Origin of the sequence: Actinomyces sp. (genome assembly GCF_030530635.1) — a bacterium.
Taxonomy (GTDB): Bacteria; Actinomycetota; Actinomycetes; order Actinomycetales; family Actinomycetaceae; genus Actinomyces.
In genome coordinates this window covers 33,437-48,856 of the sequence record NZ_JAUMUL010000018.1, presented here as the reverse complement: position 1 = coordinate 48,856, position 15,420 = coordinate 33,437, and the positions used below count along the sequence as shown (strand labels likewise).

Annotated in this window: 12 protein-coding genes and 2 tRNA genes; 4 read left to right on the top strand and 10 right to left on the bottom strand. The window is 66.5% G+C overall.

Annotated elements, in window-relative coordinates; genetic code table 11:
• Window positions 1–391: 391 nt before the first annotated feature.
• From tig to Q4A20_RS06310, 3 genes are all read right to left on the bottom strand, one after another.
• Window positions 392–1,828 carry a trigger factor gene (gene tig, locus Q4A20_RS06320; RefSeq protein WP_303121420.1) on the bottom strand — a complete coding sequence of 479 codons (1,437 nt, stop codon included), beginning with the start codon at window positions 1,826–1,828 and terminating at the stop codon, window positions 392–394.
• Window positions 1,829–2,115: 287 nt separating this feature from the next.
• Window positions 2,116–2,415, bottom strand: coding sequence for an FMN-dependent dehydrogenase (locus tag Q4A20_RS06315; protein ID WP_303121418.1), 300 nt, complete (start codon window positions 2,413–2,415; stop codon window positions 2,116–2,118).
• A 53-nt stretch (window positions 2,416–2,468) separates the two neighbouring features.
• Window positions 2,469–3,815: an amino acid permease gene (locus Q4A20_RS06310; RefSeq protein ID WP_303121422.1), complete on the bottom strand. Its 1,347-nt coding sequence runs from the start codon at window positions 3,813–3,815 to the stop codon at window positions 2,469–2,471.
• Between the two features lie 225 nt (window positions 3,816–4,040).
• On the opposite strand from Q4A20_RS06310, the gene mmuM reads away from it, so the two are divergent.
• Window positions 4,041–4,982, top strand: coding sequence for a homocysteine S-methyltransferase (gene mmuM / locus Q4A20_RS06305; protein ID WP_303121416.1), 942 nt, complete (start codon window positions 4,041–4,043; stop codon window positions 4,980–4,982).
• A 7-nt stretch (window positions 4,983–4,989) separates the two neighbouring features.
• On the opposite strand, the gene Q4A20_RS06300 is transcribed toward mmuM, so the two are convergent.
• The 4 genes from Q4A20_RS06300 to rpmF all read right to left on the bottom strand — a co-directional run bounded on the left by Q4A20_RS06300 (window position 4,990) and on the right by rpmF (window position 6,646).
• Window positions 4,990–5,367: a hypothetical protein gene (locus tag Q4A20_RS06300; protein ID WP_303121414.1), complete on the bottom strand. Its 378-nt coding sequence runs from the start codon at window positions 5,365–5,367 to the stop codon at window positions 4,990–4,992.
• An 851-nt stretch (window positions 5,368–6,218) separates the two neighbouring features.
• Window positions 6,219–6,292: transfer RNA gene (locus Q4A20_RS06295), tRNA-Pro, on the bottom strand.
• A 52-nt stretch (window positions 6,293–6,344) separates the two neighbouring features.
• Window positions 6,345–6,415: transfer RNA gene (locus Q4A20_RS06290), tRNA-Gly, on the bottom strand.
• A gap of 66 nt (window positions 6,416–6,481) precedes the next feature.
• Entirely contained in the window at window positions 6,482–6,646 is a 165-nt protein-coding gene (gene rpmF, locus Q4A20_RS06285; protein ID WP_303121413.1) for a 50S ribosomal protein L32, read from the bottom strand.
• A 213-nt stretch (window positions 6,647–6,859) separates the two neighbouring features.
• Here rpmF and Q4A20_RS06280 point away from each other — a divergent pair, with 213 nt between their 5' ends.
• The 3 genes from Q4A20_RS06280 to cysE all read left to right on the top strand — a co-directional run bounded on the left by Q4A20_RS06280 (window position 6,860) and on the right by cysE (window position 9,699).
• The gene (locus Q4A20_RS06280; RefSeq protein ID WP_303121412.1) at window positions 6,860–7,579 is read left to right on the top strand and encodes a YigZ family protein; all 720 of its coding nucleotides are present in this window, start codon (window positions 6,860–6,862) and stop codon (window positions 7,577–7,579) included.
• Between the two features lie 375 nt (window positions 7,580–7,954).
• Complete coding sequence (gene cysK, locus Q4A20_RS06275; protein WP_303121411.1) at window positions 7,955–8,884, top strand: cysteine synthase A; 930 nt, start codon at window positions 7,955–7,957, stop codon at window positions 8,882–8,884.
• 239 nt (window positions 8,885–9,123) lie between these two features.
• Window positions 9,124–9,699, top strand: coding sequence for a serine O-acetyltransferase (gene cysE / locus Q4A20_RS06270; RefSeq protein WP_303121410.1), 576 nt, complete (start codon window positions 9,124–9,126; stop codon window positions 9,697–9,699).
• Between the two features lie 120 nt (window positions 9,700–9,819).
• Here the strand turns inward: cysE and Q4A20_RS06265 are convergent, their stop codons facing one another.
• The 3 genes from Q4A20_RS06265 to Q4A20_RS06255 are packed head-to-tail and all read right to left on the bottom strand — an operon-like array spanning window position 9,820 to window position 15,407.
• Entirely contained in the window at window positions 9,820–10,404 is a 585-nt protein-coding gene (locus Q4A20_RS06265; RefSeq protein WP_303121409.1) for a DJ-1 family glyoxalase III, read from the bottom strand.
• 23 nt (window positions 10,405–10,427) lie between these two features.
• Complete coding sequence (locus tag Q4A20_RS06260) at window positions 10,428–11,945, bottom strand: alpha-amylase (protein ID WP_303121408.1); 1,518 nt, start codon at window positions 11,943–11,945, stop codon at window positions 10,428–10,430.
• A 57-nt stretch (window positions 11,946–12,002) separates the two neighbouring features.
• The gene (locus tag Q4A20_RS06255) at window positions 12,003–15,407 is read right to left on the bottom strand and encodes an ABC transporter ATP-binding protein/permease (RefSeq protein ID WP_303121407.1); all 3,405 of its coding nucleotides are present in this window, start codon (window positions 15,405–15,407) and stop codon (window positions 12,003–12,005) included.
• Window positions 15,408–15,420: the final 13 nt, after the last annotated feature.

Genomic DNA, 15,420 nt, shown 5'->3' with positions numbered 1-15,420 from the left:
TTCGCGCAGACAACCCACACCCGGCGAACCGCCACACCCTCAAACCAGAAGAACCGGTTAACCGGCGCTGTTAACCCCGAAGTGGTGTAGCAGACCGCGAAGTGGCATAGCAGATAGGCCCGCTTCCGGGCACCTGGGTGGTCGGCAGCCAAGTGCAGCCAGGTCCGGCACGGTTGAACCGGTACGATTCACCGCGCCCCTCACACCGCAGCCCTTGGCAACGCACACCAGTGGTATTGGAACCGTACCCAGGGCGGTCCGGCGCACGCACCCGGCGCTCCAGACACGCACACCAACCACCCCACCACACCCACAAACACGAAGAACCCGTAATGCGCGAGGGGCCCGCGCCTTCCTGCGCGGGCCCCTCACTGAGCGTTACGGGTGGACGTCACTCGGCGTCGTCGGCGCTATTCGCGGACTGGGAAGCCGCCGAGGAAACGGAACCGGCCACCTCATCGGTGTCGTCCGGGGAGATCACAACCTCATCCTCTGCCTCACCGGCATCAGCCTGGGCCACGGCGGCCGCACTGGCCTCGGCGTCAAGCTCCTCGGAGCCGATGAACTCGGTCAGGTCCACGGCCTGGCCATTGGAGTCCTTTACCGTCACCTGCCGCAACCCCATGGCTAGGGATTTGTTGCGGGCGATCTCGGAGACAAAGGCGGGGATCTGCCCGGCCTGCTGGGCGCCCTGCATGAACTGGGCGGGCTCCATGCCGTACTGCTGAGCAGTCTGCATCAGGAACTCCAGCAGCTCGTCCTGGGCGACGGAGACATCCAGCGACTCGGCGAGCACATCCAAGAGGATCTGGTCGCGCACACTGACGGTTACGTCGTCGCGGATCTCCTCGGCGTGCGGGTCGTCCTCAGCCTTGCCCTCAGCCTCAAGGTGCCGCTTGATCTCATCCTCGACCACGGACTCGGGCACATCGAAGGAGACCGCCTCACGCAACCGCTCCAGCAGGGCGTCACGGGCGGCGATCGCCTGGTCGCCGGTCTTACGCTCTGTCACCTGGCGGTGCAGGTCCGCGCGCAGCTCGTCCACGGTGTCGAACTCGGAGGCCATCTCAGCGAACTCATCGTCCACCTCGGGCAGCTCGCGCTCCTTGACGGCGGTGGCGGTGACCGTGACCTCGGCCTCCTCACCCGCGTGCTCGCCGCCGGCGAGCGCGGTGGTGAAGGTCGTGGACTCCTCGGCCTTCAAGCCGGTCAGGGCCTCGTCCAGACCCTCGAGCATGTTGCCCTTGCCGATCTCATAGGACACGCCGGACACGGAGTCGACCTCCTCGCCGTCGATGACGGCCTTGAGGTCGATGGTGACGAAGTCGCCGGTCTCGGCGGCGCGCGTCACGGACTTCAGCGAACCGAAGCGGGCACGAAGGTTGTCCAACTCCGCGTCCACATCGGCGTCAGTCACCTCCACGGCATCGACGGTGATGTCCAAACCGCCAAGTTCAGGCAATTCGAACTCGGGGCGCACAGTCACCTCGGCGGTGAAGACCAGCTGACCACCCTGAGGGCCGGTTACGTTGACGAGTTCGGTGACCTCAATGTCCGGCTGGCCCATGGGGACGCGACCGGACTCGGTCAGGGCGTCGCGGTAGAAGTCGGGAAGCTCGTTGTTCACGGCCTCCTGGATGACGGAGGCGCGGCCCACGCGCTGGTCAATGATGCGAGGCGGGACATGTCCGCGGCGGAACCCCGGAATCTGGACCTGGGAGCCGATCTCCTTGTAGGCGGCGTCGAGGCTGGACTTCAGCTCCTCGTAGGGGACCTCCACGGTCAGCTTGATACGCGCGGGGTCAAGGTTCTCGACGGTACTTTTCACGGGGTTCTACTCCGAATGTGTCAATGCGGCTGGTACATGCAGGGCCGAGGGCCCCGGTGCAGACGCCCTGGTACGGCGTCAATTCCGGGCCATCCTAGGGCACGGCCGCCTCCGGGTGACAAATGACTCCACCCACATGTGGCGGTAAATGCTCACAATCGCCCACGACCCGGCCTCCGGAACACCGATTGTCGCCGGGGACACACGCATCCGTACCGGCTACGACTGTCTGCACCTCCAGCCTCCGCGCAACGGCCGGTCCGACGGCCCTGCCCAGCCTGTAGCCGTCAATCCGCTGCGGCGATGGGCAAGCTACGCCCGCCCACCACCTTGGCCAGCACCCGCTCCTCCACCATCGCGACCTGGTGCAGTCCCACCAGAATACGGCGGTGTACGGCACGGGCCTCGGAGTCATCGACTCCGGTGAAACGCACCGTGACGCACGGCCGACCCCGCCGAACGTCAACCTGGAAGGCCTCCAGCGTCGTCAACGCGGTCACGGCCGTGCGGGCGGCGGCCTCCACCTCCCGCGGCTCCTTGCCGGGCAGCAACTCGGTAACCGTGAGGTGGGAGCGGTAAGAGGGCATGACGGCAGCCTACGGCGCGGACCGCGATAGCCGCGAGGCGAACAGGTACCGTCTCAGGCCTTGACCCAGCCGCGGCGCAACGCCAGTGCATGGCCGGCGTAGCACAGGACAACGAAGGGCACCGTCCAGTAAAGAGCGGACCGCTGGCCGGGGTCGAAGACGATCAGGATGCAGGAGGCGGCCGAGCCGATAAAGGCGGCGATCGGGACCAACGGGTAGCCGGGGGTGCGGTAGGAGAGTTCGGCGGCGGCGTGCCCGGAGGCGAGCCAGCGGCGTCTGAAAACGAACTGGCAGGCCGCAATCGCCATCCACACGATCACCACCGCCAAGCCCGAAACGGACACCAGGGCCAGATACACCGTGCCGGGGGCCGCCACAGAACTGAGCAGCGCCAGCAGTCCGCCCGCCATGGACAGCGCCAGCGCCACCACGGGCACGCCCCGCATGGTGGTGTGGGCGACGATCGCCGGCACCGTCCCCTCGTTGGCCAGGGACCACAGCATGCGGGTGGAGGCGAACAGGCCGGAGTTCGCGGCCGACAGTATTGCCGTGACCACCACGATGTTCATGATGTCGCCTGCATGGGGCACACCGATCATGTCCAGCACCGTAACGAAGGGCGAGTCCTCCACGCCCGCGTCCTGCCAGGGGATCAGCGCGGACATCACCACGATCGAACCGATGAAGAAAACGGTCAAGCGCACCAGCGTTGTACGGATCGCACGCGGAATGTTGCGGGCGGGCTCGGCCGTCTCCCCCGCCGCCACCCCGATCAGCTCCGTGCCGGAGAAGGCGAAGTTGACGGTCAGCATGGTGGTAAGCACCGCACCGAAGCCGTTGGGGAAGGCGCCGTCTCGGAGGAAGCCGCTCAATCCCGGCGCGGACGAGCCGTCGGCCATGGGGATCACGCCTATCACGGCCAAACCGCCCAGCACGATGAAGGCGATGATGGCGAAGACCTTCACCCCGGCCAGCCAGGACTCCGCCTCGGCGAAGACCCGCACCGAGACCACATTGGAGACGAATACCACCACAATGAAGACCGCCGACCACATCCACACCGGCGTGGCGGGGAACCAGTGACGCATGATGGCACCGGCCGCGGTGAACTCCGAGCCCAGGGCGATGGTCCAGGTCAGCCAATACAACACCGCCACCACGAATCCGGTGCCGGGCCCGATCAGTTCCTTGGCGTACACGTGGAACGCCCCGGTCCAGGGCATGGCCACGCTCAACTCCCCCAGGCACAGCATGACCAGGTAAACCAGCAGCGCGCCGATGGCGTAGGCGAGCACAGTCCCCAGAGGACCGGCCTGGCTGATGGTATAGCCGGAGGAGACGAACAGGCCGGTGCCGATCACTCCGCCGAAAGAGATCATCGTCAGGTGCCGCGAACTCATCTTGCGTTGGAGACGGTCGTGCTTGTCTGCGGAGGCGTCGGGCAGCGGGGCCGGAGGCCGGCCAGGCGACGGCGCAGCCGACTCGAACGGCTCGGCCACAGTGTCTGATTCAAGTGCCATGGGACTTCCTGGAAGTGTGTCCGGAAAGATGCGTCCGGTCTTCCCGGTTAGGGTGGGTATGCCGTCGACGTGCGGCGGCCGCGAACAGGGTCGGGAGCGAATCGAATGAGCGACGCATTGACGAGCCTACTGGCACAGCGGGGGACGATCGTCCTCGACGGTGCGATGGCCACCGAATTGGAGAAGCTGGGTGTGGACACCTCCGGGCCGCTGTGGTCCGCCCTGGCGATGCAGGACGCACCGGAGGCGATCCTGGCGGTGCACCGCAGTTTCTTCGCCGCCGGCGCGGATGTGGCCACCACCAACACCTATCAGGCGAATCTGGACGCCTATGGGCGTGCGGGCCTGGGGCGAAGTGAGGCCGCGGAGCTGATGCGTGAGGCAGTGCATCTGGCGCGCCGGGCCCGCGACGAACACGAGGCGGCCACCGGTCGGCGCGGTCTGGTGGCGGGGTCGGTGGGACCGTACGGCGCCTACCTGGCCGATGGCTCCGAGTACACAGGCGCCTACTGCCTCCCTCAGGTGGAGTTCCGCGACTTCCACCGGCCACGACTGCGGCTGCTGCTGGAGGCGGGGGTCGATGTACTGGCGCTGGAGACCATGCCGCAGGGGCCGGAGATCCGCGCGCTGCTGGGGCTGGTGGCCGACGAGGCGCCGGAGATGCCCGCATGGTTGTCTCTGTCGGTGCGCGAGGACGGCGCGTCGCTGCGTGACGGCACACCGCTTAAGGAGGTGGCGGCTTGGGCACAGGCCTGCCCACAGGTGAGGCTGATCGGCGTGAACTGCACGCAGCCGGCCATCGCGACCGCAGCACTGGAACGGCTGGCCGCCCTCACCGGTCTGCCGCTGATCGTCTACCCGAACTCGGGTGAGGAGTATGACGCCGAGACCAAGACCTGGTCCGGGGTCGGCGAGAATGAGGACGTGCTGGCGGATGCGCTGCCGACGTGGAAGACGCAGGGTGTACGGGCCGTCGGCGGTTGCTGCCGCACCACCCCAGCACAGATTCGGGCTCTGGCGGAGGCGGTGAACGAGCCGACGACGTAGGAGCCACTCAGCGGCGCGGCGACCTGAGGTTCGGGGGCCGATCGGTCGCGATGGCGATGGCCGCATAAGCCAACAGGACGCCGATATCAGTCCGCCGGAGTCTATGCAGGCCCGTGTCATGGCGTTTGTCTCCACGCAAAATGCCAACGATGGCCGCATCAAAGCTGCCCAGACTTCCAAACAACACGCCCAATGGCATCGCCGTCGGGTCGTGCCGGTTCACCAGGCCGTATAAGAGCCCAGCGACGACGGGCACGGCGGTAAGCCCCAGGCCAAGCCGATGCCGCTTGCCCGGTAACAGCTCGAAGCTGCCGAAGGCGCCCGACGCGGCAACGACGCTTAACGGTCCGGACAGCGCAGATGTAGCAAAACGACTGTAGACCATCGCCTGGCGAAGCGGCTCTTCCGGTTTGTGGGTGTGGTGGTTGCGAGGTGGTGGCTTTGGCCCGGGCTGCGGTGTGGGGGTCGTGCGCGGGGGCGGATGAGGTCGATGTCGGTCCGGCGGGGTCGTGTTCGGGCTGACGAGGTCGTTCTCGGCCGGGCGGGGACGTTTTCGGGCCGGTAGAGGCGCTCTCGGCGTTGGCCAGGCGGTCGTCGACGGCGAACCCACGTCCTCGAACAACCCCCACCACCCCACCCACACCAGCTCCTCCGATACATGGGTGTACGGGCCGGCATGTTGCGAGGTGAGGGACACGATGAGCCGTGCCGGTTCAATCGCGCCGGCTCACCGTGCCGGACCCGGCTGCACTTGGCTGCAGGCAGCCCCGGTGCCTGGAAACGGGACCGTCTGCAACGCCGCTTCGGGGTTAACAACGCCGGTTGACCGTCTGCTGAAGGCCCCCGCAGGTATACAGCAGAACGTTAAGTGGCGTTGTTAACGCCCAACCGGCCAAGCAGACACCCCGGCCCCTGTTAGGCCTCAGGACATCGACAACAGCCCTACCTCAGCCCACCACAACCACCACACCCCCAAACCACCCGAAGAGCTAGCAAAGCCGGAACCCGAACAACCTGCGGCGGAGTTGGGCAACCACCCCACGCGAGTTATCAGCGAAGCCTGTTGCGACACTCTGCACCCTGGTGTGCGGGAATCTGCCGCACACCAGGGTGCAGAAGCTCGTAGTAGACGCCCGCGAACTCGCGGGCGTCCTCGTCGTCGGGGTATTCGGCCTTCGGCCTCTTACCCCCTCCTCTTCGAAGGTCTCATGAGCAAGCTCATGGACCTTCTCATCGTCGGGGTGGCGGGATTTGAACCCACGATCTCCTGCACCCAAAGCAGGCGCGCTACCAAGCTGCGCCACACCCCGCGTAAACAGCTGCGGCCGCCACCGGGAAGCCGGGGCGGCCGCGCGTTCACCGAGCGGGTGACGGGAATCGAACCCGCGCCATCTGCTTGGAAGGCAGAGGCTCTACCATTGAGCTACACCCGCATGAGACGGACCCGAAGTCCGTCGCTGCTGCCGCTACACCCTCGGATTACCGAGAGTTCCGCGGGTTCAGTCCTCGAGCAAACCGGTCCGGTAAGCCTTCGACAGCCGCCCGGGCACCGCGAGCTTACGACCCCCGACACGAACCGTCTGGAGCTGGGGCAGCTTGGCCTTCCACTGCGAACGACGATTGCGGGTGTTGCTGCGGGACATCTTCCGCTTAGGCACTGCCATGCGCCCGCTCCTCTCAAACTCGTGGGGCCACCCGGCCACGGACGACCCAAAGGATAGTTGACCAGGGGTCACCTTAGCGGTTCGACCGGAACCCATTCCAGCCCGGGCACCCCACAGGGCATGTGAGATCAGTCCCGTCCCGGCCGATAACCACACCATACCGATGCCTACGCCACAGGCGAGGGCCATACGTGAAAGGTTATACATGAAGGCATGACCGAGCCGCCGCCCTCCCCCACCACCAACGCCATTGCCCCCGAATCCCCCGTTACGCTGGCCCGCGGCGAGCAACCCGAAATCGACCTGGAGATCAAACGATCCCACTTCCTGGGACGGGCCGCACGCACGGACGATGAGGCCGCCGCCCGCACCTTCATCGCCGCTGTTCGTTCCCAATACCCCGACGCACGCCACCACTGCAGCGCCTTCACCGTCTCACCGCCCGATGCCCGGCCCATCGAACGCTCCAGCGACGACGGCGAGCCCTCCGGCACTGCAGGAGGGCCCATACTGGATGTCCTACGCGGGACGGGCCTGACCAACACCACCGTGGTAGTCACCCGCTACTTCGGCGGCACCCTCCTGGGCACTGGCGGCCTGGCCCGCGCCTACTCGCAGGCCGCCGCCCGAGCACTGCGGGTAGCAACCCGGGTCCGTCTGGACACTCGCAACCTGTGGCGAGTGCGGGTACCCGTGGCCGAGGCCGGCCGCCTGGAGGCACAGTTGCGCGGACGCGGCGGCCCCGACGCAATCAGGGTGGAGGAGACACAGTGGGCGGCCACGCACGCCGTCCTCACGCTGTCAACACCCTCCGCCGACGCCGAGGCACTGGCCACACAGCTGGCGGCACTGACCGGGGGCGGTGCTGCCGCCGAGCCCGCCGGCAGCCGGGTCATCGAGACCGCGCTCGCGACCAGCCCAGAACATGCTTGATGAAGCGCAACTCACCATGCGGACCAGTTGACATCGGCACCACCACCCAAGCTACTGTCTTGCCATAGGACGTTTGCCCTCGCTTTGAGTGCCGACGATTCCTCATAAGTAACAGCAGCACAAATTCCTGAGGAGGAGGGCCCGTGACGATCAACGGCGTCATGTGCGCAAACCTCTCCTGCTGCTGCCAGTGTCGATAGAGCGCCTGGCCATGAAACGGTGCGCGCGTAGTTGCGCGCATGCCCGGCGCTCATACCCTTGCTAGTACTCCCCTCAAGCAGAACTCAAGCGCTCTCAGTTCGCGGAGAGGCATGCCCCACCGCGCCGGATCGCCGCAGCTGCCTACCAGTTTCACAAGACTTAAGGAATCCGCAGATGGCATACGCCGCCAATATCACCGAACTTGTCGGCTCCACCCCCCTGGTCCGCATCAACCGCGTCACCGACGGCGCTCCGGCCACCGTTCTGGCCAAGGTAGAAGCATTCGAGCCCGCCGGCAGCGTCAAGGACCGCATCGCCCTATCCATCGTCCGCGCCGCCGAGGCCTCCGGCGCCCTCAAGCCCGGCGGCGCCATCATTGAGGCGACCTCCGGCAACACTGGCGTCGGCCTGGCCATGGTCGGTGCCGCGCTCGGCTACCGGGTGATCATCACGATGCCGGAGACCATGTCCAAGGAGCGACGCGCCATCATGCGCGCCTTCGGTGCCGAACTGGTGCTCACCACTGAGGGCGGAGTTGCAGGCGCGGTCAAGCGCGCAGAGGAGATTCAAGCGGTTACCCCCAACTCCGTGCTCGCCTCCCAGTTCACCAATCCTGCCAACCCGCAGATCCACCGCGAGACGACCGCACAGGAGATCCTGCAGGCCACGGACGGCAAGATCGACGCCTTCGTCGCCGGTATCGGTACCGGCGGCACCCTCACCGGTGTGGGACAGATCCTGCGTGAGCAGGTTCCCGGTGTGAAGATCTTCGGCGTGGAGCCCACCGAGTCCCCGCTGCTCAGTGAGGGCAGGGCCGCCCCCCACAAGATCCAGGGCATCGGCCCCAATGTGATCCCCGAGGTGCTGGACCAGTCCATCTGGGACGAGTTGTTGCACATCGAGTCGGACAAGGCCCTGTCCTACGCCCGGCGCGCCGCGACCGAGGAGGGCCTGCTAGTGGGCATCTCCTCCGGTGCGGCCCTGGCCGCCGCCTCACAGGTGGCCCAGCGCCCGGAGTTCGCCGGTAAGACCATCGTCACGGTGCTGCCGGACACTGGTGAGCGTTATCTGTCAACCGCACTGTTCGATGAGTATCTGAACTAGCGGTCCACCGACGGCCACGCCGTCCACGACCGCACACCGGCGCGCCTTCGGGCAGTTCCGCTCGGAATGGACACGGTCCGGCGTCGGTGGTGGCAGCCCGGGAACAGGGTTGCCACCACCGGCGTTACCCGGACGGATCACCGCAGGCCGAGAACCGTTCGCGGCACTGTCGGCGTCCTCCACCCTCATGTCCCCGCCCGTTATTCGCATTGCCGTCAGGCTCTCGTCCTAGGAGCACCATGCAGAAATCAAGCCGCTCGTTCATCGAGCTCGCCAAGGAGGACTTGGCGACCGCCCGACGACGGGACCCGGCGGCCCGTTCAATCCTTGAGGTGGCCCTGCTGTACCCGGGCGTCCACGCCCTGTGGGCCTACCGTGCCGCCCACGAGCTGTGGGAACGCGGTCATCACTTCGCCGCACGCGCCCTGTCGCAGACTGCCCGTGCCGCCACAGGCATCGAGATTCACCCGGGCGCCAAGATCGGTGAGCGCTTCTTCATCGACCACGGTATGGGGGTGGTGATCGGTGAGACAGCCGAGGTCGGCAACGACGTACTCATGTTCCACGGCGTCACCCTCGGCGGGGTATCCATGAACCCCGGCAAGCGGCACCCCACCATCGGCAACAATGTCCAGATCGGGGCCGGGGCCAAGGTGCTGGGCCCGGTTACCGTCGAGGACGGCGCCAAGATCGGCGCCAACGCCGTCCTGGTGAAGAACCTGCCCGCGGACCATGTGGGGGTGGGTGTACCGGCCCGCGCCCGCGATCCGCGCACCGATCCCGAGCTCATGCTCGACCCGACCATCTACATCTGACGGCGGCGGGTGGGCCACCCTCCCGGGTCTGCGATGGGCTTCGGCGTCGGGTCGTCCCGGGGACGCCGATGAGGCGGAGGCCCCGCCGGTGTCGCCAGTGAGTCAGTGCTGGTAGACGACTCAGTGCTGGTAGACGACGCCGAGCTTGACGGCTTCGGCCGCCGCCTCGCCCAGGTAGTGGCGCACGATCTCCAGACCGAGTTCAATCGCCGTTCCCATGCCCCGGCTGGTCAGCAGTTGATCGTCGACGACGACCGCCGCCTCACAAGTGCGGGCGCCGTGGGCGGCCAGGACCTCCATGAAGTTCGGGTTGGCGGTGGCATTCCGCCCCTGAAGCAGTCCCAGTTCGGCGAGGATGGACGGGGCGGCGCAGATGGCGGCCACGGGACGTCCCGTCTGCATGCGGGCGGTAACCTCGTCGGTGACGGCGGGGACCGCCTTGAGGTTGGGGGTGCCGGGGATGCCACCGGGCAGGAAGACCAGGTCGTAGTCGGCCAGCTCCACATCGCCCAGCAGCGCCTCGCAGGTGAGCACCACCTTGTGTGAGGAGTTGACGGTGAGCGAGTCCCCGACGGCTATCAGGTCGGCGCGCACACCGGCTCGGAAAAGCACGTCGACGACGGCGAGCGCCTCCACCTCCTCCAGGCCCTCGGCGATCAGGACGGCGACTTTCTTATCGGTGGCGAGCTTATCCGGCGTGGGCATGGTTCCTCCTTGGTGGTCATCCCTCAGCGTACGCGTACCAGGCGGGTCATGCCGCGGTCGATGATCGGTCGGGCCGAGGCGGGCACATAGACGGACAGGCCGGTCTCACTGACGGCGAATTCTGCGCTGCCATCGCCACCAATGGTGATGGCTCCGTGCCCGCCGATGGCGCAGATCCACCTTTCCCCCGCGTGGCGGGCGCCCACGTACAGGCGCTTGGTAGCGGACACTCCGGTGGACAGGACGACGGCAAGACCGGATCCGGGGTGGGCGTCCTCGCCCTCCCGGGTGAAGCCGACCAGGTCGGCGGCGTTGAAGACGTCGTGCTGCGGCCCGTAGGCGAGGCTGCGGCGCAGCCTCATAAGCAGGGGCAGTTCGACGCAGGCGGAGATGTCGCCGGTCTCGGGAGTGCCGAACAGGTCTCCCCAGAACACGCAGGGCGTGCCTTGCTGACGCAGCAGAATCAATGCGTAGGCGGCAGGCTTGAACCCGGGCTCGACGAAGGACTGCAGGGACTGGCCGGGCTGGGTGTCGTGGTTCTCCACGAAGGTGACGGCGTGGTCGGGGTCGGCCTCCACCAGGGTGTGTTCGAAGATCTTCGACAGGTCGAAACGGTCTTTGAAGGAGGCGTGGTAGAGACGGTAGTGAAGCGGGGTGTCGAACATGCTCATGATCGGCTCCTCGCCCAGGTACTCCTTCAGTTCGGCGGCGTCACGGGACCAGAACTCGCCGACGGCGGGGACGTCCCGGCCAGTCGCCTCACGCAGGGCGGGCAGCCAGCGGCGGTAGAACTCCCGGCTCATGTGTTTCAGGGCGTCCAGGCGTACGCCGTCCACACCGGTGGTCTGCAGGTACCAGCGTCCCCAGCGGATCAGTTCGTCGGAGACTGCTGGGTTGTTGAGGTCGACGTCGGCGCCCATGAGGTAGTCGAAGTTGCCGAGTTCGTCGGTGACGTCCTCGTTCCATTCCTTTCCCTCGAACAGCCACACGCCGTTGCGGCGTTCCTGCTCGTCCCAGTCGGTGCCCAGGAAGCAGGTGTGGTCCCAGGTGAAGTCGGAGTAGGTGCCACCCCGTCCGGGGAAAGTGAAGTGCGTCCAGGCGGTGATGGTGTCCGGTTCCGCGATGGGTTTGCGGCGGTCGGCGCCGTCGACCTCGACCGCACGCACCTGCTCGGTGGCGTCGGCCCCCATGCGGTGGTTCAGCACGATGTCCGCCAACACCGTCATGCCGGCCGAACGCAGCGCGGCGACGGCGGCGACGTACTCATCCTTGGTGCCGTACTTGGTGGGCACCGTGCCCTTCTGGTCGAACTCGCCCAGGTCGTAGGTGTCGTAGACACCGTAGCCGACGTCCTTGACGCCGGCCTGCCCCTTGTAGGCGGGCGGCAGCCAGATAGTGGTGACACCGGAGTCGGCGATGAGGGCGGCGTTGTCTGCGAGGAAGCGCCAGTGGCTGGAGTCGGCGGCCATGTCCCAGGCGAATCCCTGCAGCAGGATCGGGTTAGCGCGTCCACCGGAGCCTAAGGTCGTGCTGTCACTCACAGGGGCAGCCTACCGGAGGGACGAACCGGCCGCCGTCGGCCCGACCCACGGTGGGCTTCACTCAGAGCGCAGCGCCTCCACCGGGTCCTCCCGGGCCGCCTTGCCCGACGGCAGCAGTCCGGCTATTACGGTCAGTGCCACGGAGATGAGCACCAGGATGATGCCGGCCATCACCGGCAGCTGGGCAACGGACTCCACACCGAAGCGGCCGTGGACGAAGGCGTTCACGGGCAGAGTCAGCAGCAGGGTGATGCCCACACCCATGAGCCCGGCGAGCAGACCCTCAATGATGGTCTCGGCGTTGAACACGTGCCGGATATCCGCCTTGGAGGCGCCCACGGCACGCAGGATGCCGATCTCCTTGCGGCGTTCCAGCACGGAGATATAGGTGATGATGGCGATCATGATGCTGGAGACCACCAGGGAGATGGACACGAAGGCGATCAGCATCCAGGAGATGATGTTGACGATCCGGGTGACCGAACTCATCAGCACACCGACCACATCGGTGTAGGTGATGACCTTGTCGGCTGCTCCGGTGGCCGTCTGCTCGGCGTTGTAGTCCTCCAGGATCTGCTTGACGGCGTCCTTGGCGGCGAAGTCCTTGGGGTAGATGTCGATCTCGCTGGGGTTGCCCAGATCCGCCCAACCCAGTTTGGACAGGTTCGACTCGTAGGTGACCGTCTCGGTGGACACCAGGGTGGCGAGTAGCTGGCTGAGTTCCTCCGGGGTCATGTCCAGCTGGAAGGCCTGGGCGAAGGCGTCGGGGTCCACGCTGACGGCGTCGGCCAGGTTGGTGGCCAACTGGGTGGTGGCGGTCTGGATCTGCGAGGTGATCTGTGTCTGAATGGTGGTCATCATCTGGGCCATGGCGGCGGCCAAGGTGCGCTGCACCGCGCCGGAGAGCGCATCGGCGATGGACCCGGAAGCCGTTGCGGCCACCTGGGCGCCGATCTGAGCCACCAGCCGGTCACGCACCGCGTCGGAGATGTCGGCGATGGCGGGGTCGGCACCCAGAGCGGAGGTGAGGTTCTGAGTCAGCTTGGCGGAGTCGATGACCTGGTCGGAGCCGAGTGTCTGCGCAATGGTGCGCTGCACCTCATTCTGGGACAGGTAGTCGGTCACCAGCGTGCCCAGGTCTGGGTCATCGGCGGGGTCGTCGACGTTCTGGCCAGCGGCGTGCTGCGCGTAGTAGTTGGTGAAGTCGGCGATGAGCCCGGTCATCATGGTGGAGACCTGCGCGTCGGCGCCCTCCTTGATGACGCCATCCGACAACGCTTTAGTGATCAGAGTCACGTAGTCGACGTCGGCCAGCTGTGGGAACTGCTGTTCGAGGTCGGTCAGACTGAGGGAGGACAGGTCCAGTCCGGAAAGGTCTATTTCGGGTTGGGAACCCGCCAGGCCGGACAGGTCCAGGCCCGAGAAGTCCAGTTGAGTGGTGTCCAGGCCGGATAGATCAATGCCGGACAGGTCCATGCCGGAGATGTCCAGGGCACTGGGGTCGATTTGGAAGGCGGCCCGCAACCTGACCTCGTCAATGGTGAACATGCTCGCCAGATCGAATTCTGATTCGCCGGTGGCATCGGCCTCCTCGGCGAAGGTCTTTCCGGTGAAGACATTCACCTCCGGAGCGGCCAACTGAGCCTTGACGATCTCAGACTCGGCCGCCTGTTCGACCAGGTGCTCGGTCAGTGCCGGGGTGTAGTAGAGGCCCGGCGTGAGCGCCGTCTGGGAACTGTTCGCGCGCACCACGCCCACCACGCTCATGGTCTCACCCTCGGCCACCAGCTGCGACATGTATGCCGCATCGGCGGACTTGTCGGTCCACACGCCGTAGTCGGCGTCATGAGTGTAGCGCCGGTGGGCGGGCACCAGGCTCAGGGTGCGGCCGATCAGATCGTTGTAAGCGTAGGTGCGCTCGCCGGAGTCGGTAACCGCTCCGGAGGGCGTGGCGCCGGCCGTGGCCGTGGCTGCGGACGCGGCGCTGGGGACTCCTGCTGCCGCTCCCGGGGTATTTCCCACATAGGTCTGCACCAGTCGTTCCAGTTCGTTGTGATCACGCAGGCCGAGCGCGTACGCGGCCATATCGATCATCCGGCCGTCCTCCGGCAGCACTAGCACCAGCTCGTTGTAAGCGGTGGGCCAACGGCCGGCGGCGACGTCGTACTGGCTGACGTACAGGTCCGTGTCGGCAGCCAGCTGCCGGAAGACGGTCATCTGCATGGTGGCGCTCATGGCACCGAAGGAGGTGAAGGCCGAGTCGGGGTTGACCTGCGTGGGCATGGCAGAAGACGCCTCGGCGACCGGCAGATACAGCTGCGGAGTGACGTCGTATAGGTACTCGATGGCGTTGACCTGCTCGCCTATGCCGCCGCCGTCGGCGTCGAAGTACGCCTTGAGCGCAGCCAGGTCGTTGTTGTTGGCCGAGCCGAACATGTCGCGCACGTCGCCGCGTTCGCCGACGACGCCGTCGGGCAGGTCGTCTTGACTGGCAGCATCGGTGGCCCGCGCGATCATGGCGGTGTAGTCCATGCCGAGCCGCTCGATCTGGAGGGGGTAGGAGGACAGGGTCTGTTCCTCGGTGCGGGCGATATAGGCGTTTACCCCATTGGCGAGCGCGAGGATCAGGGCGATGCCGATGATGCCGATGGACCCCGCGAAGGAGGTCATCAGGGTGCGGCCCTTCTTGGTCATCAGATTGCTGAAGGACAGCGACAGGGCGGTCAGCGGGCCCATGCGGGTGCGCCGCGGCGGCCGGGCCTCACGGGCGTCATCGGCCGTCGGGTTGTAGGGGGCGGTGTCGGAGGTGACGCGACCGTCGGCGAGTTCGACGATGCGGGTGGCGTACTCGTGGGCGAGCTCGGGGTTGTGCGTGACCATGATGACCAGCCGGTCGGCGGCCACTTCTCGCAGCAGGTCCATCACCTGAATGGAGGTGGTCGAATCCAAGGCGCCGGTGGGCTCGTCGGCCAGCAGGATCTCGGGGTCGTTGATCAGCGCGCGGGCGATGGCCACACGTTGCATCTGGCCGCCGGAGAGCTGACTGGGCCGCTTGTGGACGTGGTCGGCCAGGCCCACTTCTTCCAGGGCCTTCAGGGCGCGCCGACGCCGCTCCCCGCGGGAGACGCCGGTCAGGGTAAGGGCGAGCTCGACGTTCGCCAGTACGCTCTGGTGCGGGATGAGGTTGTAGGACTGGAAGACGAAGCCGATGCGGTTGTTGCGGTAGGCGTCCCAGTCGCGGTTGCGGTAGTGCTTGGTGGAGATGCCGTCAATGACCAGGTCACCGGAGTCGAAGTGATCCAGACCGCCGATGACGTTGAGCATGGTGGTCTTGCCGCTGCCGGATTGGCCGAGCACGGCAACGAACTCATTGTCCCGGAACGACACGCTGACGTTGTCCAAGGCGGTCTGGTTGAAGGAGGCGGTGCGGTAGGACTTGGTTATCTCGTGCAGCTCAAGCATGGGCTCTCCGGAG